Source organism: Roseinatronobacter bogoriensis DSM 18756 (genome assembly GCF_004366635.1).
In the GTDB taxonomy this organism is placed as follows: domain Bacteria; phylum Pseudomonadota; class Alphaproteobacteria; order Rhodobacterales; family Rhodobacteraceae; genus Roseinatronobacter; species Roseinatronobacter bogoriensis.
On record NZ_SORN01000002.1, the window covers coordinates 372,309 to 393,387 of the forward strand.

The window sequence follows — 21,079 nt, forward strand, 5'->3', positions numbered from 1 at the left end:
AGGTATCTTGTGTCAGACGGCAAACACCAGCGTAAAACAGAAAGCGGGCTGCCCCAAGGGTCAGCCCGCTTTTTGAATATTTATGGCAAGAAAATAAAATTGTGGTTCAATCCACGAATGCCTTTTCCACCACATATTCGGCAGGGGCGGAATTCGCCCCCTCTGTCAGGCCCGCATCTTCGAGGATTTTCTTGACATCGAGGTTGAAAGCAAGCGAGCCGCAGACCATCGCGCGGTCCATCTTCGGGTCAAGTGGCGGAATGCCAAGATCGGTGAATACTTTTCCAGACGAGAGATTGTCGGTAACGCGGCCCATATAGGTGCTGTTTTCGCGCGTGGTGGTGGGGTAGTAAAGCAGCTTGTCGCCCACCAGTTCACCAATCAGCGGATCATCTGGTAGTGCGTCGATCAGCTCGCGGCCATAGGTCAGTTCGGCAGCCTCGCGGCAGGTATGCATGACGATCACCTGCTCATATTTTTCCCATGTTTCAGGGTCGCGCAAAAGCGAGGCAAAGGGCGCGATCCCTGTGCCCGTGGCCAGCATCCATAGCCGCTTGCCGGGCAGCAGTGCATCCAGAACCAGCGTTCCGACGGGTTTCGGACGCAGGATCAACTCATCCCCCGGCTGGATATGCTGCAAGCGCGAGGTCAGCGGCCCGTCAGGCACCTTGATGGAGTAGAATTCAAGCTCTTCATCCCAGGAGGGGGACGCGATGGAATAGGCGCGCAGCAGAGGTTTGCCATTGTCGCCCAGCAAGCCGATCATCACGAACTCGCCCGACCGAAAGCGCAGCGACCGGGGCCGCGTGCAGCGAAACGCAAACAGGCTGTCTGTGTAATGGGTCACAGATGTCACCGTCTGCGCATCTGGCAAGGTGGGGGTGGGTTTGGGTGCGATTGCGCTTTGTTCGGTCATTCGTTCGGCTTTCACTTGGAAAAGGGCGCGTGATCCTGCGCGAGAGATGTCGGCTTTGGCTAACTGTCACGGCCTGTTTACGCTTTGATTCATATCAAGATCAAGAGCAGCCTTTCTCACAGACCCCCGAGAATGTAAAATTTAATTCCGCAATAATCGCTTAAAACTTGCCCATATAAGAAAATTTTTCTATATATGCGCAGGATACAAGAAAGGAATGCGTTCATGGCCCATGATCTGGACGAATTGGACCGCCGGATCCTGATTGAATTGCAACAAGATGCAAGCCAATCCCTGGATGATATCGCGCGCAAGGTCAGTTCCAGCAAGACACCCGTCTGGAATCGTATACGCAAGCTGCGTAAGGCGGGCATCATCACGCGCGATACAGTCCTGCTGGACCCGGAAGCCCTTGGGCTGGAAGCATGTTTCTTCGTCCTGGTACGCACCTCTGCGCATGAGGCCGACTGGCAGGCGCGATTCCTGCAAGCCGTGCGCGCGCGCCCCGAAGTGATGGAGGCGCACCGACTGGCAGGCGATATCGACTATATCCTGAAAGTGCGGGTCCCCAATGCGCGGGCCTATGACCGTTTCTATCAGGCGCTGATTTCCGAGGTCACCATTCACAATGTCACGGCACTTCTATCGATGGAGGAGATCAAGTTCACGACCGAAATGCCCCTCGATCACACGAAAAGCTGATCACCTTTGGACAAATTTCCTTTAGCATCTGTTGGTTTCTGACCTATCCTTCCCGCATTCAGGGTTATCAGGAGCATATTATGCGCAGATTACTGGCCTCTTGTATTTTCATCACAATGGCGTCTGTGGCGCAGGCACAGCCCTTTCCGCAACTGTTTGATGTGCAGGATGTTGCAAGCGATGATGTGCTGAATGTCCGCGCAAAGCCGACTGCCAGTTCAGAGATCATCGGCACGCTGGCGCATGACGCCCAAGGTGTCGAGGTCGTTGCGGGCAATGACGAAGGGACCTGGGGCCGTGTGAATACTGGCGAAGGGTCTGGCTGGGTCAATCTACGATACCTGAGCGCGGGCCGGGTGCATATCGACAATTACAACCTGCCAGACGGGCTGTTTTGCTATGGGACAGAGCCGTTCTGGTCCGCCTCGAATATCGGCGGTGCGCTGCATTTCGACACGCCTGATATGCCGGGGCAGGATCTGCCCGTCTGGATCGCGCAGGATAGCGGCATTGCCGAGGATCTGCGGCGCATGGTTCATATGGGCGGCATTGGGGGACCAGCCAGCGCATTCATCTATCCTGCAAGCTGCAATGACGGGATGAGCGACCGCGAATTCGGGCTGGCGATAAGCCTGATGACTGCGCCGGATGCGCCCTTGCTGAGCGGGTGTTGCACACTCAATCGTTAAGTGCCGGGTCATCCAGCGCGGCGATCCAGCGTTCGAGGCGCGCGCGGTTATTGCCCATATCGGAATGGCCGAATCGCGCACGCGCGAATGCAAGCAGCATGGCCCCCTCGCCTGCCGGTTCGATCAGGATGGAGGTATAATCCGGGTAGCCCATCAGCTGCGTGCGGGTCAGATATGTCATATGCCCTGCCTGCACGGACCCTGCCAGCAGTGTGGCGCCATCGGCGCGGGCCACTTCATCAATCCGGGTGGCCAGCGCATCCGGGGCCAATTGAAACACCCGAGGCATGGCATCGCCCCCGACCATGCGGATCAGATGAAAATTCGGTGTGGAGGGGCGCGTGACAAGGCGCGGATCTTCGTGCCAGCGCGCAGGATCAGACGGGGCAAGCCGGATATAGGCCGCCAGGGCCAACGCCGCAGCCACCACACCCAGAAGGATCAGTTTGATCATGCGCGCCCCATCTCCTGCAAAGCCCGACAATAGATGCAGATCAGTTCCATACCGACATGCGCGCCCATGACCGCCGTCACACCTGACGGATCATGCGCAGGAGAGACTTCGACCACATCGCCACCTTTCATGTTGATGCCTGCCAACTGGCGCAGGATGACCGCCACCTGATTGGGGGTCAAGCCATTCCAGACAGGGGTACCGGTTCCGGGCGCGAAAGCCGGGTCCAGGGCATCTATGTCAAAGCTCAGATAGCATGGGGTCTGCCCCACGATTTCACGCAGCTTTGCGGCCACAGCCTTTGGTCCGGCCTCGTGCAACGCAAATGTGTCGATCACATTCATTCCCAGATAGTCCGTGCATTCTGTACGAATACCGACCTGCACCGATGTCGCGGGGTTCACCAAACCTTCGCGCACTGCCTTGTACATCATCGTGCCGTGATCCATGCGCACAGGGTCATCATCCGGCCACAGATCGGAATGCGCATCAAACTGGATCACGCTCATCGGGCCGAATTTCGCCGCATAAGCGCGCAAGATCGGTAATGTGATGTAGTGATCGCCCCCAAGCACAAGCGTGCCTGCCCCTGCTTTGAGGATCGTGGCAATATGTGCGCGCAGCGTTTCGGGGAAATCCTGTATCCGCGCGAAATCGAAGGCGAGATCGCCGTAATCAATGATGCTGTATTCGGATAACGGGTCAAACCCCCAGCCATAGGGCGGATAGCAGGGTTGCAGGCAACTGGCCTCGCGGATGGCGCGCGGCCCCATTCTTGTTCCAGCCCTGTGCGAGGCGGCCTGATCGAAAGGCACCCCCGTCACCGCCAGATCCACGCCGGTCAGATCCGTTGTATATGTGCGGCGCAAGAAGCTGGTCGCCCCGCCAAAGGTGTTTTCAAAGGCCAGCCCCTGCAAGCCTTGCCGCAAGAATGCGCTATCCGAGTCCGCGCCGGGTTTTTCAAATGCCATCTGGTTTTCCTCTGGCCTGTGGTGTTTTAACTGTAGCTTGAGAGATCAGGGACAACCCCATGCTGTATGAACCGACGGGATATGACCATAGAGACTGGCCGCAAAGCTACTGGCGCGCCAGCTGTGTCGGCCTGCCGGCCTTTCCGCCGCTGGATGGCGAAACACAGGCCGAGGTGGCGATTATCGGTGCGGGCTATGCCGGGCTGAATGCGGCGCTGGAACTGGTCGAGCAGCACAGTGCAAATGTGGCTGTGCTGGAGGCAGCGCAGCCCGGCTGGGGCGCATCGGGGCGCAATGGCGGGTTCTGCTGCCTGGGGGGCGCAAGGCTGGATGCGGGCCAGATAACCCGCCGTCTTGGGCAAGACGCCGCGACGGAGTGGAACCGGTTCACGCATGACGCGATTGCGCGTGTGCAAGACAATCTGACCCGCTACCAGATCGACGCCCAGACCACCGAGCCGGGAGAATTGACGCTGGCGGCAAGCCCACGCGCTTGGGCGAAACTGCAAGCCGAAACGCTTGATGAAGGCGCGGCGCGGCTCGATCGTAACGCGTTGCGCGAGGCAGGGCTCAACAGTTCTACCTATCTTGGTGGGGTCTACAATCGGGCCGGTTTCGGGCTGCACCCCTATGCCTATGTCACAGGGCTTGCACGTGCGGCACAAACCGCAGGTGTGCGCCTTCATGGTGACAGCCGCGTGACCCGGATCACACCTCAGGCGGGCCACTGGCGGCTGGATACCGCGACCGGGTCGGTTGTTGCAAGGCAGGTGCTTGTGGCCAGCAATGGCTACAGCAACGAGCATCTTGTCCCCTGGCTGGCGCGGCGCATTCTGCCCGCCATCTCGAATGTGATGGTCACGCGCCCGTTGACCCAGCAGGAACTGGAGGCGCAAGGCTGGACCCGGCATCTGATGGGCTATGACACCCGGTTTCTGCTGCATTACTTCCGTCTCTTGCCTGACAATCGCATGATGTATGGTGCCCGCGGGGGGCTGTCCTTCGAGCCTGTTTCCGTTGCGCAGTTTGCCCAGAGGGCGCGCGCAGAATTTGATTTGACTTTCCCCCATTTCAAACAGGCCGAAACAGAGTTTTCGTGGAATGGTCTGGTCTGCATGACAGCCACGCGCGCCCCGTTCATAGGCCCTGTCCCCGCGCAAAAAGGGCTTTGGCTTGCGCTGGGCTGGCATGGCAATGGTGTTGCCGCTGCCTCTGAGGGGGGGCGCTGTGCGGCAAGGGCGATGATCGGCAACACCCAAGCCGTCCCGGCGCTTGCGCGCCGCCCCCTGCCGCGCTTTGTCGCCCCGCGCAAATGGGCGCTTGCGGCCGCAATGGCAGTTGCAGGGCTGATCGACGGGCCGATGAAGGCCCGGGCCTGACAGGCTCAGGCCGCAGCCTGCAACATACCCTCGCGCCGAAGATGGTCATGGGTCTGATCCAGTGTCTTGCGTGCCCGAGAGATCAGCGCGTCAATATCGTCGGGTGTGATCACCAGCGGCGGCGCGATGATCAGACGGTCGCCGACATGGCGCATGACCAGATTATTGCCAAATGAATATTCGCGCGCGACAAAGCCGACCGTTCCCGGATCAGAGGCAAAACGCGCGCGGCTGGCCTTGTCCGGGGTCAGCGCAAGACTGGCCATCATGCCGCGCGACACAGCCTCGCCAACCAGCGGGTGATCGGCAAGTGAGGCCCATGCTTTCGCCAAATAAGGCGCTGTCTCGGACTGCACGCGCGCGACGATACCCTCCTCTTCCATGATACGCAGGTTTTCCAGCGCCACAGCCGCCGCGACCGGATGCCCGGAATAGGTATAGCCGTGGTTGAATTCATCCTGCGCGATCGTATGGGCCACCTCGTCACAAACGATAGAGCCGCCAATAGGCTGGTAGCCAGAGCTTAGCCCCTTTGCGATGGTCATGATATGCGGTCGGATGTCATAGCTTTGCGATCCAAACCAATGGCCCAGTCGGCCAAAGCCGGTGATCACCTCATCCGCGATCAACAGGATGCCATATTTATCAACAATGCGCTGGATTTCCGGCCAATAGCTGTCAGGCGGAATGATGACGCCCCCTGCCCCTTGTACTGGCTCGGCAATGAATGCGGCGACATTCTCTACGCCCAGTTCGAGGATCTTCTCTTCCAACTGGCGCGCTCGGGCCAGACCAAATGCCTCTGGCGTCATATCGCCCCCCTCGCCCCACCAATAGGGCTGGTCGATATGCACGATTCCGGGAATGGGCAGCCCGCCTTGTGCGTGCATGGCCGCCATGCCGCCAAGCGACCCACCGCCCATGGTCGAGCCGTGATAGCCGTTGCGGCGTGCAATGATCGTGCGGCGCTCGGGCTGGCCTTTCAGCGCCCAGTATTGCCGTACCATGCGGATATTGGTGTCATTTGCCTCTGACCCGGAGCCTGCAAAGAACACATGATTCAAGTCGCCGGGCGCGAGTTCCGCCAAACGGGCGGCCAGTGTCAGGGCTGGCACATGGCTGGTTTGAAAAAATGTATTGTAATAGGGCAATTCGCGCATCTGGCGCGCTGCCGCCTCGGCCAGTTCCTCGCGGCCATAGCCGATATTGACACACCATAGCCCCGCCATGCCGTCGATCAGTTCTGCACCGTCACTATCGGTCAGGCGCACACCACTGGCACGCGTGATAATGCGCGCGCCCTTTGCCCCAAGCGCGGCATTTGCCGTGAAGGGATGCATATGATGGGCCGCGTCCAGTGCCTGAAGCTCTGCCGTGGGTGCTATATTGGTCAGTGTCATAAAATGTTTCCTTCAGCGCAGCATTTGCGCACAGGATACCCTGCTTATGGGGCGCGTCAAGCAATTTGATCAAATTATGAAGGTAGGCCATAAACCCCTGCTTCAAGCCCCGCCTGAATATTGGCAACGCCTTGGGCAATATCGGCCGCAATCGCCGCCGACAACGCGGCCGGATCGCCTGCCTCGATGGCCGAAAGGGCGCGTTTGTGGTTATCGGGCTGTTGCAAATCCCGCCCCTGCACAGCGCCCCCGCGCGCGCCCTCCAGCCCAAGACAGACAACACGAAGCGACGGGCCGAAGCGCAACCATAATGACGCAGCGACCGCTTCCAGAACATGTGAGCCGGCACAGGCATAAAGCGTAAAGTGAAACCCGTGATTCTCGCGCAGATAGGCGGGCGTGTCGCCGCGCGCGATAGCGCCGTCCAACCGGGAATCGATTGCGTGCAAGCGCGCAACTATGTCGTCACTGCATTCAGGCAGCGCTTGCTGCGCAAGTCTGACCTCGACCGCTTCACGCATATAGCCCAGATCCGCCAAGGCACGCATATCCAGTTTTGGCACACAGACGCGGCGGTTGCCCAGCAATTGCAGCGCGCCCTCTGCGATCAATCTACGGATGGCCTCGCGCACGGGGGTCATTCCCAGGCCAAGCTGCTGCACCAGCCCCTCGATCGTGACCGCAGCACCCGGCGCCAACTCGCCAAACAACACCATGTCACGCAATGAAAGATATGCAATCTGATGCGCAGGCAGCCGGTCGGTCATATCTTTTCTTCCATCAAATTCCTACAACACGCATTCGCGCATTTTCTTGCTTCAAATACTCAAAAAAACGCCGGGCGTCAGCCCGACGTTTCCATCTGTTGCCAATGTGCAAGGCAGCATCAGAAAAAGGCCTGCAGCCCGGTCTGCGCCCGCCCGAGGATCAACGCATGGATATCGTGGGTGCCTTCATAGGTGTTCACTGTCTCAAGGTTCATCATATGGCGGATCACCTGATACTCTTCCGAGATGCCATTGCCGCCATGCATGTCGCGGGCCATGCGCGCGATATCCAGCGCCTTGCCGCAATTATTGCGCTTGATCAGGCTGATCATTTCGGGTGCTGCCTGCGCGTCATCCATCAGGCGGCCCACTTGCAATGCGGCCTGCAAGCCCAGCGTGATTTCAGTCTGCATATCGGCCAGTTTCTTCTGGAAAAGCTGCGTCTGGGCCAATGGCTTGTTGAATTGCTTGCGGTCCAGCCCGTATTGGCGCGCGGCATGCCAGCAGGACTCAGCCGCCCCCATCACACCCCATGCAATGCCGTAGCGTGCACGGTTCAGACACCCGAATGGCCCTTTCAGCCCTGCGACATTGGGCAAAAGCGCATCTTCGCCCACCTCGACCCCGTCCATCACGATCTCGCCTGTGGTTGAGGCGCGCAAGGACAGCTTCCCCTCGATTTTCGGGGCAGACAGCCCTTTCATCCCCTTTTCCAGCACGAATCCCCGAATCTTGCCGTCATGCGCATCGGATTTCGCCCAGACAACAAAGACATCCGCAAAGGGGCTGTTGGAAATCCACATCTTGGTGCCCGTCAACCGGTAGCCGGTCGCCGTCTTTTCTGCGCGCGTCTTCATCCCTGCCGGGTCAGAGCCAGCGTCAGGCTCTGTCAGTCCAAAGCAGCCGATCAACGCACCAGAGGCCAGCCCCGGCAGGTATTTCTGTCGCTGCGCTTCCGAGCCGTAGGCATAGATCGGATAGATCACCAGTGACGATTGCACAGACATCATTGACCGATAGCCCGAATCCACGCGCTCGATCTCGCGCGCGATCAGCCCATAGGTCACATAAGACGCGCCAAGCCCGCCATATTCTTCGGGCAGTGTGGCACCAAGCAATCCCGCCTCCCCCATCAGGCGGAACAATTCCGGGTCCGATGTCTCGTCGCGATAGGCGGCAATGACCCGCGGTTGCAGCACAGTCTGCGCGAATTCATGCGCAGCATCGCGCAGCATACGTTCATCTTCGGTCAGTTGGGTTTCCAGCCGCAAGGTATCTTCCCAGTTAAACTTTCCCAGATCAGGCGCATCCTTGGCTTTGAGCGCAGGTTTGTCGAGTGGCATGGCAACCTCCTTGCATCGCATAACGGTTGGCAACAGGATATATCGAACCTCTCGCCCATAAGAAAGATGAAGACGCATGAATTCGCTTGGGCGCGATGGCGCTTGCGATGGGGCGCGGCGATTGCAATAACGGCGCATGGCCAAATCTCTTCCCCAGTTTTCCTGCACAGCCTGCGGCGCGACCCATCGCAAATGGGCCGGGCGCTGCGAAGCATGTGGTGCCTGGAACAGTATTGTTGAGGATAAACCCGTTTCCGCTGGTCCCGGCACGCGCCTTGGCAAAGGGCGCAACATCGCCTTAAGCACACTTGCTGAATCCGAGGCGCCACCGCCGCGCAGCGCATCAAACATGGCGGAACTCGACCGCGTTCTGGGAGGCGGGCTGGTCGCGGCGTCTGCCATTCTGGTGGGGGGTGATCCGGGCATCGGCAAATCGACCTTGCTGCTGCAAGCGGTCGCGGCTTTTGCCAATTCCGGTCTGAGTTGCATGTATATTTCGGGCGAGGAGGCCGCCGCACAGGTCCGGCTGCGCGCCGCGCGTCTGGGCTTGGCACAGGCCAAGGTGCAACTGGGCGCTGAAACCAGCTTGCGCGACATTCTGTCAACGCTTGATACAGAATGCCCTGATCTGGTGGTCATTGATTCGATTCAGACCATGTGGCTCGATACGGTCGAATCGGCCCCGGGTTCTGTCAGTCAGGTGCGGGCCGCCGCGCATGAGCTGGTCAGTTTCGCCAAGCGTCGCGGGGTATCTGTGGTGCTGGTGGGCCATGTCACCAAAGAAGGCCAGATCGCGGGGCCGCGCGTGGTCGAGCATATGGTCGATACGGTCCTCTATTTCGAGGGAGAGCGCGGTCACCAGTTTCGGATCCTGCGCGCTGTGAAGAATCGTTTTGGCCCTGCGGATGAAATTGGCGTGTTTGAAATGACCGGCGCGGGTCTGGCCGAAGTGTCCAACCCCTCGGCGCTGTTTCTATCCGAGCGCGGCACCCCTGCCCCCGGTTCGGTTGTGTTTGCAGGCATTGAGGGCACGCGCCCGATGCTGACAGAAATTCAGGCGCTGGTTGCCCCCTCAACGCTGGGTACCCCGCGTCGCACTGTCGTGGGGCTGGATTCGGCGCGGCTATCCACCATTCTCGCCGTGCTGGAGGCGCGTTGCGGCATTCCCTTTGCGGGCATGGACGTGTTCATGAATGTTGCCGGGGGCATTCGTGTGCATGAACCCGCCGCCGATCTGGCCATTGCTTGCGCACTTCTTTCTGCGCGGGAAGATATTGCTTTGCCCGCCGAAACAGTTGTTTTTGGGGAAATAAGTCTGTCTGGCGCGCTAAGACCTGTCAGCCAGACCGAAAACAGGTTGAAAGAAGCGCAAAAACTTGGTTTTTGCGAAGCGATTGCACCCCGGCTGCTGAAACCTGCCACGATACCGGGTATTGTATTGAAGGAAATGCCCGATCTGGCAGAAGTGGTCGGGCAGGTATTTGGCGCTGGTTGAGTGTGGCGCATGAAATAGGAGACGGGCATGGAAGGCTTTAACATCGTTGATGCCGGCGTTGCGGTGGTCATCATCGTGTCAGGCATCCTGGCATATTCGCGCGGCTTCATGCGCGAGGCGCTGGCCATCCTCGGCTGGGTCGCGGCCGCCGTGCTGGCCTTCATCTTTGCCCCGGCAGTGCAGCCATTGGTGCGCGAAATCCCCTATCTTGGCAGTTTTCTGGGCGATAGCTGCGAATTGACTGTGATCGCGTCTTTCGCGGTGGTCTTTGCAGTGGTGCTGGTTCTTGCCGCCCTCTTTACCCCGCTGTTTTCGTCATTCGTGCGCAATTCAGCGATTGGGGGTGTGGACCAAGGCGCAGGCTTCCTGTTCGGGATCGCACGGGGGATATTGCTGGTGGCCATTGCGTTGCTGGTCTTTGACCGCGCGGTTCCGCAAGGATCAGTCGAAATGGTCGAGCAATCGCGTTCCGCATCCGTATTCGCCCAGCTTTCGGGCAACCTGAATGAGGCCGTTCCAGAGGATGCACCAAACTGGCTGGTGCAAAAATATGAGGAACTGGTGTCGAATTGTCGCTGATGTGAGGCGTTCAGCGCGTGACAGCGCTGAACAGATGCGTTACAGCGTCGCAATCTGCCAATGATATGCGAGTGCTCCATGCTCAGCCATCCGTTCGATGACGACAAGCTGCGTGAAGAATGCGGCGTTTTTGGGTGTATCGGGGTCGAGGATGCGGCGAATTTCGTAGCCCTTGGACTTCATGCCCTGCAGCATCGCGGACAGGAAGCGGGAGGGATCATCACGCATCATCCTGAAACCGGTTTTCACTCTGCCCATAGGTTCGGGCTGGTCCGCGACAACTTCACCAAATCAGGTGTGATCGAATCGCTGCCCGGCTCTATCGGGATCGGGCATGTGCGCTATTCCACGGCGGGGTCCAAAGGGGCCACGCAGATCCGTGATGTGCAGCCTTTCTTTGGTGAATTTGCCATGGGCGGGGCGGCACTGGCGCATAACGGCAATATCACCAATGCCGATTCGATTCGGCGTGAATTGATCGAGCGTGGATCAATCTTCCAGTCCAGTTCAGACAGTGAATGCCTGATCCACCTCATGGCACGGTCGTTTCAGAAAACCATTCCGGAACGGATGAAAGACGCCCTGCGCCGTGCAGAAGGGGCGTTTTCCATCGTGGCGATGACGCGCACCAAACTGATTGGTGTCCGTGACCCGCTGGGCGTGCGCCCGCTTGTGCTGGGGCGTTTGCATCAGGGCTGGGTTCTGGCATCCGAGACATGCGCGCTGGACATTATCGGCGCTGAGTTTGAGCGCGAGATTGAACCGGGTGAAATGGTTGTGATCAGCGAAAAAGGTGTTGAAAGCGTTCAGCCCTTTGCCGCGCAAAAATCGCGCTTCTGTATCTTTGAACACGTCTATTTTTCGCGCCCTGACAGCTTTTTCGGTGGCCGTTCGGTCTATGAGACGCGCCGCCAGATCGGGGTGGAACTTGCCCGCGAAACCCCGGTCGAGGCCGATCTGGTTTGCCCTATTCCCGATAGCGGCACACCTGCCGCGATTGGGTATAGTCAGGAATCCGGCATACCTTTCGCGCTGGGGATCACGCGCAACCAGTATATGGGCCGCACCTTTATCGAGCCGTCACAGGCGATCCGGTCCATGGGGGTCCGGCTGAAGCTGAACGTGAACCGCGCGCTGATCCGGGGCAAGCGGATCATTCTGGTAGATGATTCGGTTGTTCGCGGCACAACCAGCCAGAAGATCAAGGAAATGATCCTTGAGGCGGGCGCGGCCGAAGTTCATTTCCGTATCGCCTCGCCCCCGACAGCATGGCCATGTTTCTATGGCGTCGACACGCCAGAGCGCGAAAACCTGCTTGCGGCGAATATGACCGAAGAAGAAATGCGCGACCATATCGGGGTGGACAGCCTGAAATTTGTCACACTGGACGGGCTGTATCGCGCCGCAGGCGAAGCGGGGGGCCGCAACAATAGCTGCCCTCAATATTGCGATGCCTGCTTCTCGGGGGAATACCCGGTAGCACCGCATGACATGATCGAGCGTGGCTTCACCCCCAAACAAGCGGCGGAATGACCGAAGGCATTTCGTTCCGCCCGCATCACTTCCTGTGCACGCTGGGGTTTCAGGGCAAAGGCTATTCCGGTGCTTTCACCCAGAATATGGCTGCAATCGTAAACCGGCTTCGCGCGCCTGACGGCGGCGCGGTTCGGATACAGGTCACATATCAGGCCGATAGCATCTGCGCCCCCTGCCCCCACAAGCGCGGTTTATCCTGTAAGGAAGCTGCAAAGATCAACACCCTCGACACGCGCCACGCGGATGCATTGTCATTGCGCGATGGCGATAGCCTGACATGGGCCGAGGCACAGGCGCGTATCGTGGCGCGCGTGCCGCAAGGGTCGCTTGAACAGCTCTGCGGGGGCTGCCAATGGCTGGAGCTTGGCTTGTGTGAAACCGCATTGTCAGCCTTGCACATGCGCCACAAGGAAAAAGGGCGGGGATAATCCCCGCCCTTTCAACGTTTTAAAACATGTGTCTCGTTTAGCCAAGGCGCGATTTCAGCGCGGCAAAAGCGCCGGTGACGATCAGGGCAGCGGCGGCTGCCTTGACGAAGGCACCCAGAACAAACGGCACTGCACCCGCAGCAATCGCGCCATTCATATCCAGCGGCGTGATCGTCCAGAGCCACAGAACACCGGGCACGAACAGCAAAAGGCCGGGAACCAGTGCAGCCGCGAACAGGCGCAGAAAACCACGGTTCAGACCGCGCTCGACCATCAGCCCTGTCAGCCATGCCATCGCAACGAAGCCGATCAAAAACCCGCCTGTCGGCCCGACAAGATGAACCGCCCCTGCAGCGCCGCCAGCAAAGAGCGGAAAGCCCATCGCGCCCTGCGCCAGATAAACGATCAGCGTCGCCCCTGCCAGCCTTGCCCCATAGGTCAGCCCGATCAGCGAAATCGCCAATGTCTGCAATGTCATTGGCACCGGGAACATGGGCACGCTGACTTGTGCGGACATGCCCACCAGAACGGAACCGAAAAGAACCATCGCCACTTTACGCAGGATCGTGTCATTGCCACCAAGCGCTGTGACCAAGGGAGTAGAGTGAGCCATCTAGGACACCTTTTGTTGAAGCGAGTTTGTCACGTTATGCGACAGCAGGGCCTTCGTGGCAAGAGTGTGCAGCAATCTGGGAGCGCGTGTTTTGCAACACTGGCCCGCGCCTGCCCCCTTTTGCTTGCGCTTGTGCGCCGAAACCGCTATTGCGCAGCAACCTTCCGCCAGTTTTGGAACCGGTGCAGCTCTCGTAGGCAGGGGTGGAAGGGTGGAACCTGTCTTTTGAAATGCACCCATGACACAGATTGGAGATCGCATGCCGCTATACGAGCATGTCATGATCGCGCGTCAGGACCTGTCGAACACACAGGCCGAAGCGCTGATTGAACATTTTGGCGCTGTTCTGGCCGATAATGGCGGAACACTCGTGGATCACGAGTATTGGGGCGTCAAGACAATGGCCTACAAGATCAACAAGAACCGCAAGGGGCACTATGCCTTTCTGCGCACCAATGCCCCTGCCGAAGCAGTGCAGGAGATGGAACGCCTGATGCGTCTGCATGATGACGTAATGCGCGTGCTGACCATCAAGGTGGATGCGCATGAAGAGGGCCCCTCGGTCCAGATGCAGAAACGGGATGACCGCGGCGAACGTGGCGACCGTGAACCGCGTCGTCGGGCATCGTGAAGGAGATCTGAGATATGGCTACAAAACCGTTTTTCCGCCGCCGCAAGGTTTGCCCCTTCTCTGGCGACAACGCGCCCGCAATCGACTACAAAGACACACGTCTGCTACAGCGCTATATTTCCGAGCGTGGCAAGATCGTGCCTTCGCGCATCACCGCCGTATCAGCGAAGAAGCAGCGTGAACTGGCCCGCGCCATCAAGCGCGCACGGTTTCTGGCATTGCTGCCCTACGCTGTGAAATAAGGAGAACGACACATGCAAGTTATCCTTTTGGAACGCGTGGCCAAGCTTGGCCAGATGGGCGACGTGGTCAACGTCAAGCCCGGCTATGCGCGCAATTACCTGCTGCCACAGGGCAAGGCCCTGCGCGCGTCCAACGACAACATCAAGTCGTTCGAAGTGCGCAAGGCAGAACTTGAAGCCCAGAACCTCGAAACCCGCAAGGAAGCGCAAGCCGTTGCTGCGCGTCTGGAAGGCGAGACCTATGTCGTGATCCGTCAGGCATCTGACGGCGGCGCGCTTTACGGGTCTGTCAGCCCGCGTGATGTTGCCGATCTGCTGGCAGAAGCTGGCGTCAAGATTGATCGCCGTCAAATCGTGATCACGACACCGATCAAGGTTCTTGGCCTGCACACAGCGCTGATCAACCTGCACCCCGAAGTGGATGTGGAAGTTGGTCTGAACGTCGCACGTTCGGCAGAGGAGGCAGAATTGCAAGCCTCGGGCAAGTCGATTCAGGAACTGGCTGCTGAAGAAGAAGCCGCTGCTGAATTCGAAATCTCTGAACTGTTCGACGACATCGGTGCCGCTGGCATGGATGAAGATGACCAGCGCGGCAGCGACGAGCAGCGCGAGTCCTGAAGCCTGCCTAAGGTAGAAAAGTCAAATGCCCGCCTAAATGGCGGGCATTTTTGTGGAATGTTGTTCTATTTTCTGGTCAATCTTCGGTATTTTATCACAAGTCTCTCGCGTTTAAGGGGATTTCCCGCTTATTCGTCTTGCTGAACTTGTTAAAGCAGCACTTGCGCTATACATATTCACTTAATTGAACATATCAAAAACAACCCGGATAACTGGCCGCAATACGGCCTATCTCGACAGGATGCACACCATGTCGCTTCAAACTGACCTTGCCGATGACGAGAGCCTAGAACTCGACGCAGCCCAGTATGGTGAAGATGCGGGCTGTTCCGAACTTGAACCTGTGGACATGCTGGAACAGGCGCAAGCCGCGTCATGTTTTCTGAAAGCGCTTGCGCATGAGGGCCGCTTGATGATTCTGTGCCATCTCTCCTCTGGTGAGAAATCGGTGACAGAGCTTGAGAACCTGTTGAAATCGCGACAGGCTGCGGTCAGCCAGCAACTTGCGCGGCTTCGGCTGGAAGGGATTGTATCCAGCCGTCGCGAAGGCAAGACCATCTACTATGCCCTGCACGACCCCAAGGCCGCGCGCCTGATCGGGGTTGTGTATGATATGTTCTGCGCACAAGAAAAGTCCTGATTTTCCGTGACGCTGTGGCGTCTCATGGCTATACTCGAACCGAGGGGAGCGTTTAGAAGCCGGGCGCTCCTGCGGAGGAAATAACCATGTGGGATGTGTCACCCTCAATATTGGCGGGTGTTGCGGGTGCGATTGGAGGCATAAGCCTTGGCTATGCCGCGCGAATGGGCGATTTCTGCACCTTGAACGCCATCGAGAGTGCGGCCTATGGCGGCGACCAACGTCGCGCGCGGCTTTGGGGCGTTGTGCTGGGTGTTGCGATCCTTGTGCTGTTTGCTGCCGAGGCGATGGGTTTCGCGCTGATTTCCCAAAGCCCGTATCACCTGATCGCCTTCGACCCGTTGGCGGCCATTTTTGGCGGGCTGATGTTCGGCTATGGCATGGCGCTTGCGGGCAATTGTGGTTTTGGGGCGCTGGTGCGGCTGGGTGGCGGTGACCTGCGGTCATTTCTGATCGTGATGATGATGGCAGTCGCTGGTTTCATCACACTGGCAGGGCCGCTTTCCCCCCTGCGCGTGGCGCTGTTTCCACAGATCGAAGCAGACAGCCCGCAAGGATTCGCGCATGCTTTTGCCGCGATGACGGGGCTTTCGCCATTGCTGGTTGCGGTGCCTGTGGGATTGCTGCTGATCGGGGTCGGCCTTGCGCATCCGCATTTGCGCCAGTCCCCGCGCACGATTGCATGGGGTGTCGTGGTCGGGGTGTCACTGGCCTATGCGTTTATCGCAACATCGGTGCTGCGCATGGGAACACTGGAAGCCATCCCCGTCGAAGGCTTCACATTTACTGCCCCTCTTGGCCGGACGATCCTGTATCTGATGACCTCTAGTGCGGGGGGGCTGAATTTTGCAGTGGGTTCTGTTGTCGGTGTCGTTGCGGGTGCGGCGCTTGCGGCTGCATGGCGCAAGCGCTTTCGCTGGGAAGCCTGCGAAGACCCGCGCGAATTGGGCCGTCAGGTTGCTGGCGCCTGTCTGATGGGTGTTGGCGGTGTGATCGCCGTTGGCTGTTCTGTGGGTCAGGGTGCGTCGGCAATGGCGACGCTGGCGTTTTCGGCACCACTGGTGTTCATCAGCATCGTTGCAGGCGCGATGTTCGGGCTTCGGCAGCTTTTACGCGGATTCCAATCGGCCTGAGCTGAGCTTTAGGGCAAAAGCTGACGCCCGACAGGCACGAAGATACCTCTCGCGCGATTCCCTGCAACGCGGAGCAAAGGGCGTCAGCCCTCTGCTGCCGCCCTCACCCGCATGACGCAAACATCCGAGTGCCAAACGGGAACGCCCCCACAGCCTTGAAAAAGGCCAAGGTCGTGGGGGACGAACAGAAGCGCTGGCCTCAGAGGGTCACCAAACGCACCAGCGCTCAAGCAATAACATTGGCCTCTGGTCCATAGGGGAAGCCGGTTATATTCTCGGCCCCATCTTCTGTCATGATGACAATGTCATGCTCGCGATATCCGCCAGCGCCGGGTTGGCCTTCGGGGATTGTCAGCATCGGCTCCATCGAAATGACCATGCCCGGTTCCAGCACCGTGTCGATATCTTCGCGCAACTCCAGCCCTGCTTCGCGCCCGTAGTAATGGGACAGCACACCAAAGGAATGCCCATAGCCAAAACTTCGATATTGCAGCAGGTCATGTTCTGCGAAAAACGCATTAATCGCGGCGGTCACCTCTGAACAACGCGCCCCCGGTTTTAGCAACGACAGCCCCAGTTCATGCGCAGCAACATTGGCCTGCCAGATGCGCAGGCTGTCGGCATCAACATCGCCCAGAAACAGGGTCCGCTCCAATGCCGTATAATAGCCTGAAATCATCGGAAAGGTGTTCAGCGACAGGATATCTCCATGTTCCAGCTTGCGCGATGTGACCGGGTTATGCGCACCATCGGTGTTGATCCCGGACTGGAACCAGACCCAGCTATCGCGATATTCGGCCTGTGGAAAGCGACGCGCAATCTCCAACTCCATTGCATCGCGGCCCGCCATCGAAATGTCAATCTCGCGCGCACCGGGCCGGATTGCATCGCGGATTGCGGCACCGCCCAGATCGGCAACATTTGCCCCGGCGCGGATAAGGTCACATTCAGCCGGTGATTTGCGCATTCGTTGCTGCATTGTGGCCGGGGCCAGATCCATCTTGGCCACAGGGGCCAGAAACGCATCCAGCAAGCCTGCCTGCGCCAGTGTCAGATGGTCGCCTTCATACCCCACGCGCCGCCCCTGCCCGGCGACGTGGGCCACGGCGCGCCAGAAATTATCGCGCTCCCAGTCTGTATAGGTCAGGTTGTCGCCATATCCGCGCCGCCACGGCTGCGCGCCGTCTATGCCCGCGCTAAGCGTGACGCTGTCCTGCATGGTGACCACCAGCCCATAGGGCCGCCCGAAACTGCAATACAGAAAACCCGAATAATACGCGATATTGTGCATAGAGGTGAAGACCGCCACCTCAACCCCTTCGCGCGCCATGATTGCGCGCAGTCCCTGCAAGCGCTGCGCATATTCTTCCGGCGCGAATGGCAACACGCGGCTGCCTTGGTGGAACCTGAAATATTGTGGACGGTCTTGCATCGCCCCCTCCTGTGTCTTGTCGGGGCTGATGGCATCTGACCCAGCCCGAGAGAGACCCCGGCGTTCAGGGCCGCACACACCCAATGCAGGTGCATCTCTGGGTTGGGCCGCGATTTGCGACCTTTGACCACGACGCCATCGCGGTCAATCAAGAGAGTAAACTAGGAAAACAACGACTGACAAGACCGGATTGCTTGCGAACCGCTTTCAGACAGGGCATCACATCACAGAGTAATTGAGTAAGAAGCCCCATGAGCCGAATCTGCCAGATTGAGATAGATGATAGCGGGTTGCCGACCCCAACACCCGAGATTGAACAAGAACGCAAAGTTGCGGTTTTTGACCTGCTGGAAGATAATTCCTTCAGGCTGCTTGCGCGCGAAGGGCAAAAAGCGCCTGAAGGCCCCTTTGCCATGCGCCTCGCCATACGCGACCGGCGCCTTGTTATCGCAGTGAATGACGAAGCCGGGGCCGCTTTGGGTGAAGTTTTGCTATCCCTTGGCCCGTTCCGGCAGGTGGTGAAGGATTATTACCAGATCTGCGGCAGCTACTTCGATGCTGTCAAACGCCTGCCACCAAGCCAGATTGAAGCCATCGACATGGCGCGGCGCGGTATTCACAACGAGGGTGCGCGCATTTTGCAAGAGCGACTGGAGGGCAAGGCCGATATGGATATCGACACCGCCCGCAGGCTGTTTACCCTGATCTGCGTTTTGCATTTCGGGGGCTGAATGGCGAACCGTTTCCCTTCTTCGGTACTGTTTTGCTGCGACCACAATTCAGTGCGCTCGCCCATCGCAGAAGGGTTGATGAAAAAGCTCTATGGTCAGCGCGCCTATGTCCAGTCAGCAGGCGTGCGCAATGACCGCGAAGTGGATGGGTTTTCTGTGGCCGTCAGCCTTGAAGAAGGGGTGGAACTGGACCGCCATCGCGCCCGTTCGTTCGAGGAGATGGTGGATTGGGGCGATGACCTGTCAGGGTTTGATCTGATAGTAGCCTTGTCACCTGCCAGCCAGAGGCAAGCGCTGGAACTGACCCGCTTTGCCCATATAGATGTGGAATACTGGCCGATCATGGACCCGTCCGGCCTTGGCGAAACCCGCGAGGCCAAGCTTGCCGCCTATCGACAGGTGCGCGATCAGATCAAGGAACGACTACTGGCCCGCTTCGGGCCACCGACAGAAGGGTAGAGCATGAGCCGCGAGATTATCGAACGTTACTTCAACGCTTTCAATTCAGGCGACACGGACACCATGCTGGCTCTGGTCAGCGATAATGTGCAGCATTTCGTCAATCAGGGCGATATGCGCGAGGGGCGCGGAAAATTCGCAGAGTTTTGCGGCCATATGGGCGTCAGCTACCGCGAGGAGCTGCACGATATGGTCGTCTTCGTTACTGAGGATGGCACACGCGCGGCAGCAGAATTCACCGTGCATGGCGAATATCTGCAAACTGATCCCGGCCTGCCAGAGGCCAATGGCCAGAAATATGTCCTGCCGGCGGGGTCGTTCTTCTCGCTTGAAGGGGGCAAGATCACCCGCATCACCACATATTACAACCTGCAAGACTGGATCTCACAGGTCAGCGCATGACATTGCGGTTTGAAGCCCTTAGCGGAACGCAAAGCGCGCCTGTCATTGACGGGCTGGCCGCTTTGCGCATCAAGGTTTTTCGGGACTGGCCGTATTTATATGACGGCGATCTGGACTATGAGCGCAGCTATCTGCAAGCTTACCGTGACAACCCGCGCGCGATTATCGTGGCGGCCTTTGATGGGCCGGAACTGGTTGGCGCGTCAACCGGGCTTCCGCTTGCAGATGCAGATGCGGAATTTGCGCAGGCCTTTCGGAACACTGACCTGGACATTACCAAGATCTTCTACTGTGCCGAATCTGTTCTACTGCCGCAATATCGCGGGCAAGGCGCGGGCCATCGCTTCTTTGACCTGCGCGAAAATCACGCGCGCAAGCTTGGCTATACAAAAGCCGCGTTTTGCAGCGTGATCCGGCCAGCCGACCACCCTGCCCGCCCGGACACCTATCGCCCCCTCGATGCCTTCTGGCATGCGCGGGGCTATGCACCGTTGGAGTCGGTCATAGCCCGGTTCAGCTGGCGCGATCTTGGCGCGGAAGAAGACAGCCTCAAACCCCTGCAATTCTGGATGAGGGACTTATGAAAATCGCAACTGCGGCCTACCCGCTCGACTTTTTGCCCGATTGGGCAGCCTATCAGGCGAAAATCTCGGATTGGGTGGCACGGGCCGCCGATGACGGGGCAGATTTGCTCGTCTTTCCCGAATATGGGGCGATGGAACTGGCAAGCCTTGGCGGCGCCGCTGTCGCAGCCGATCTGGAAGCCGCGCTGCACGAGGTGATGCGCCACAGCGCAGCGGTCACGGATTTGCATTGCGCGCTTGCGCGGCAACACGGCGTTCACATTCTTGGCGCAAGTGGTCCCGCGCAGGATGTCAGCGCCCGTCCCGTGAACCGCGCAGTCCTGTATGGCCCTGACGGGGTTATCGGGCATCAGGACAAGCAGATCATGACCCGGTTCGAGCGTGAGGAATGGGACATCGCGCCCGGCAGCGGGTTGCGCGTGTTTGACACCGCGGTTGGCAAGCTGGGCATCGTGATCTGTTATGACAGTGAATTCCCGCTTCTGGCGCGCGCATTGACAGAAGCTGGCGCAGAAATCTTGCTGGTCCCGTCAGCCACTGAAGCTTTGGCAGGCTATACGCGCGTCAAGGTGGGTGCGATGGCGCGAGCGCTTGAAAATCAATGTGTTGCGGTGCATTCGCCGACAGTCGGCCCGGCCGAGTGGTGCCCTGCGGTGGATCAGAATACAGGCGCCGCCGCTATCTACGGCCCGCCCGATCTGGGCTTTCCTGAAACTGGTATCGTGGCGCAGACAGCGCTCAATTCACCCGGCTGGGCCATCGCAGAGGTCAGCCTAGAGGCCATTGCGCGCGTACGCCGCGAAGGTGCGGTTCTGAACCATGCGCATTGGGATGAACAGCAAGCACGCATTTCATTGCCCGTTGAGCACTGCAAACCCCTATAAAAGGCTTGAAAACCCCGCGTATTGCGCGCATTTAAGCGTCGCACGGTTTCC

General features: G+C 58.8%; 25 protein-coding genes. 17 read left to right on the plus strand and 8 right to left on the minus strand.

Annotated elements, in window-relative coordinates:
* Positions 1–106 precede the first annotated feature (106 nt).
* Positions 107–916: a ferredoxin--NADP reductase gene (locus tag EV660_RS06505; RefSeq protein ID WP_071480905.1), complete on the minus strand. Its 810-nt coding sequence runs from the start codon at positions 914–916 to the stop codon at positions 107–109.
* 225 nt (positions 917–1,141) lie between these two features.
* Here EV660_RS06505 and EV660_RS06510 point away from each other — a divergent pair, with 225 nt between their 5' ends.
* The gene (locus EV660_RS06510) at positions 1,142–1,618 is read left to right on the plus strand and encodes an Lrp/AsnC family transcriptional regulator (protein ID WP_071480906.1); all 477 of its coding nucleotides are present in this window, start codon (positions 1,142–1,144) and stop codon (positions 1,616–1,618) included.
* 80 nt (positions 1,619–1,698) lie between these two features.
* Entirely contained in the window at positions 1,699–2,307 is a 609-nt protein-coding gene (locus EV660_RS06515; protein WP_071480907.1) for a COG3650 family protein, read from the plus strand.
* Here the strand turns inward: EV660_RS06515 and EV660_RS06520 are convergent.
* The gene (locus tag EV660_RS06520) at positions 2,297–2,761 is read right to left on the minus strand and encodes a DUF1499 domain-containing protein (RefSeq protein ID WP_071480908.1); all 465 of its coding nucleotides are present in this window, start codon (positions 2,759–2,761) and stop codon (positions 2,297–2,299) included. The two genes, EV660_RS06515 and EV660_RS06520, sit on opposite strands and share 11 nt — an antisense overlap.
* Positions 2,758–3,732, minus strand: coding sequence for an agmatinase (gene speB / locus EV660_RS06525; RefSeq protein WP_071480909.1), 975 nt, complete (start codon positions 3,730–3,732; stop codon positions 2,758–2,760). Before speB ends, EV660_RS06520 begins: the two co-directional genes overlap by 4 nt.
* Positions 3,733–3,791: 59 nt before the next feature.
* Between speB and EV660_RS06530 the strand changes: the two genes are divergently transcribed.
* Entirely contained in the window at positions 3,792–5,111 is a 1,320-nt protein-coding gene (locus EV660_RS06530) for an NAD(P)/FAD-dependent oxidoreductase (RefSeq protein WP_071480910.1), read from the plus strand.
* 5 nt (positions 5,112–5,116) lie between these two features.
* Here the strand turns inward: EV660_RS06530 and EV660_RS06535 are convergent, their stop codons facing one another.
* From EV660_RS06535 to EV660_RS06545, 3 genes are all read right to left on the minus strand, one after another.
* On the minus strand, positions 5,117–6,511 hold the full coding sequence (locus tag EV660_RS06535; protein ID WP_071480911.1) for an aspartate aminotransferase family protein: 1,395 nt from the start codon (positions 6,509–6,511) through the stop codon (positions 5,117–5,119).
* A 74-nt stretch (positions 6,512–6,585) separates the two neighbouring features.
* The gene (locus EV660_RS06540; protein WP_071480912.1) at positions 6,586–7,278 is read right to left on the minus strand and encodes a GntR family transcriptional regulator; all 693 of its coding nucleotides are present in this window, start codon (positions 7,276–7,278) and stop codon (positions 6,586–6,588) included.
* 119 nt (positions 7,279–7,397) lie between these two features.
* Entirely contained in the window at positions 7,398–8,621 is a 1,224-nt protein-coding gene (locus EV660_RS06545) for an acyl-CoA dehydrogenase (protein ID WP_071482150.1), read from the minus strand.
* Positions 8,622–8,757: 136 nt separating this feature from the next.
* On the opposite strand from EV660_RS06545, the gene radA reads away from it, so the two are divergent.
* The 4 genes from radA to EV660_RS06565 all read left to right on the plus strand — a co-directional run bounded on the left by radA (position 8,758) and on the right by EV660_RS06565 (position 12,659).
* Complete coding sequence (gene radA / locus EV660_RS06550; RefSeq protein ID WP_071480913.1) at positions 8,758–10,116, plus strand: DNA repair protein RadA; 1,359 nt, start codon at positions 8,758–8,760, stop codon at positions 10,114–10,116.
* A 27-nt stretch (positions 10,117–10,143) separates the two neighbouring features.
* On the plus strand, positions 10,144–10,695 hold the full coding sequence (locus tag EV660_RS06555; protein WP_071480914.1) for a CvpA family protein: 552 nt from the start codon (positions 10,144–10,146) through the stop codon (positions 10,693–10,695).
* Between the two features lie 78 nt (positions 10,696–10,773).
* Entirely contained in the window at positions 10,774–12,228 is a 1,455-nt protein-coding gene (gene purF / locus EV660_RS06560) for an amidophosphoribosyltransferase (protein WP_071480915.1), read from the plus strand.
* Complete coding sequence (locus EV660_RS06565; protein WP_071480916.1) at positions 12,225–12,659, plus strand: DUF1284 domain-containing protein; 435 nt, start codon at positions 12,225–12,227, stop codon at positions 12,657–12,659. Before purF ends, EV660_RS06565 begins: the two co-directional genes overlap by 4 nt.
* Positions 12,660–12,696: 37 nt before the next feature.
* Here EV660_RS06565 and EV660_RS06570 read toward each other — a convergent pair whose 3' ends face one another.
* A complete protein-coding gene (locus EV660_RS06570; protein WP_071480917.1) occupies positions 12,697–13,272 on the minus strand; it encodes a biotin transporter BioY in 576 nt (191 codons plus the stop codon).
* 259 nt (positions 13,273–13,531) lie between these two features.
* Here EV660_RS06570 and rpsF point away from each other — a divergent pair, with 259 nt between their 5' ends.
* The 5 genes from rpsF (at position 13,532) to EV660_RS06595 (ending at position 16,536) form a co-directional block, all read left to right on the plus strand.
* Entirely contained in the window at positions 13,532–13,903 is a 372-nt protein-coding gene (rpsF, locus tag EV660_RS06575) for a 30S ribosomal protein S6 (protein ID WP_071482151.1), read from the plus strand.
* Between the two features lie 14 nt (positions 13,904–13,917).
* Complete coding sequence (gene rpsR, locus EV660_RS06580; RefSeq protein ID WP_025061827.1) at positions 13,918–14,145, plus strand: 30S ribosomal protein S18; 228 nt, start codon at positions 13,918–13,920, stop codon at positions 14,143–14,145.
* Positions 14,146–14,157: 12 nt separating this feature from the next.
* Positions 14,158–14,763, plus strand: coding sequence for a 50S ribosomal protein L9 (gene rplI, locus EV660_RS06585; protein ID WP_071480918.1), 606 nt, complete (start codon positions 14,158–14,160; stop codon positions 14,761–14,763).
* A gap of 349 nt (positions 14,764–15,112) precedes the next feature.
* Positions 15,113–15,403: an ArsR/SmtB family transcription factor gene (locus EV660_RS06590; protein WP_100319262.1), complete on the plus strand. Its 291-nt coding sequence runs from the start codon at positions 15,113–15,115 to the stop codon at positions 15,401–15,403.
* 86 nt (positions 15,404–15,489) lie between these two features.
* Positions 15,490–16,536 carry a YeeE/YedE family protein gene (locus tag EV660_RS06595; RefSeq protein WP_071480920.1) on the plus strand — a complete coding sequence of 349 codons (1,047 nt, stop codon included), beginning with the start codon at positions 15,490–15,492 and terminating at the stop codon, positions 16,534–16,536.
* Between the two features lie 226 nt (positions 16,537–16,762).
* On the opposite strand, the gene EV660_RS06600 is transcribed toward EV660_RS06595, so the two are convergent.
* Positions 16,763–17,968, minus strand: a complete 1,206-nt coding sequence (locus tag EV660_RS06600) for an aminopeptidase P family protein (RefSeq protein ID WP_071480921.1) — start codon at positions 17,966–17,968, stop codon at positions 16,763–16,765.
* A gap of 251 nt (positions 17,969–18,219) precedes the next feature.
* On the opposite strand from EV660_RS06600, the gene EV660_RS06605 reads away from it, so the two are divergent.
* The 5 genes from EV660_RS06605 to EV660_RS06625 are packed head-to-tail and all read left to right on the plus strand — an operon-like array spanning position 18,220 to position 21,028.
* The gene (locus EV660_RS06605) at positions 18,220–18,699 is read left to right on the plus strand and encodes a UPF0262 family protein (RefSeq protein ID WP_071480922.1); all 480 of its coding nucleotides are present in this window, start codon (positions 18,220–18,222) and stop codon (positions 18,697–18,699) included.
* Positions 18,700–19,158: an arsenate-mycothiol transferase ArsC gene (locus tag EV660_RS06610; RefSeq protein WP_071480923.1), complete on the plus strand. Its 459-nt coding sequence runs from the start codon at positions 18,700–18,702 to the stop codon at positions 19,156–19,158.
* Between the two features lie 3 nt (positions 19,159–19,161).
* Positions 19,162–19,560 (plus strand): ketosteroid isomerase-related protein, encoded by a 399-nt coding sequence (locus EV660_RS06615; protein ID WP_071480924.1) that lies wholly within the window; start codon positions 19,162–19,164, stop codon positions 19,558–19,560.
* The gene (locus EV660_RS06620) at positions 19,557–20,144 is read left to right on the plus strand and encodes a GNAT family N-acetyltransferase (protein ID WP_071480925.1); all 588 of its coding nucleotides are present in this window, start codon (positions 19,557–19,559) and stop codon (positions 20,142–20,144) included. Before EV660_RS06615 ends, EV660_RS06620 begins: the two co-directional genes overlap by 4 nt.
* Positions 20,141–21,028, plus strand: coding sequence for a carbon-nitrogen hydrolase family protein (locus tag EV660_RS06625; RefSeq protein WP_071480926.1), 888 nt, complete (start codon positions 20,141–20,143; stop codon positions 21,026–21,028). Before EV660_RS06620 ends, EV660_RS06625 begins: the two co-directional genes overlap by 4 nt.
* Positions 21,029–21,079 lie beyond the last annotated feature (51 nt).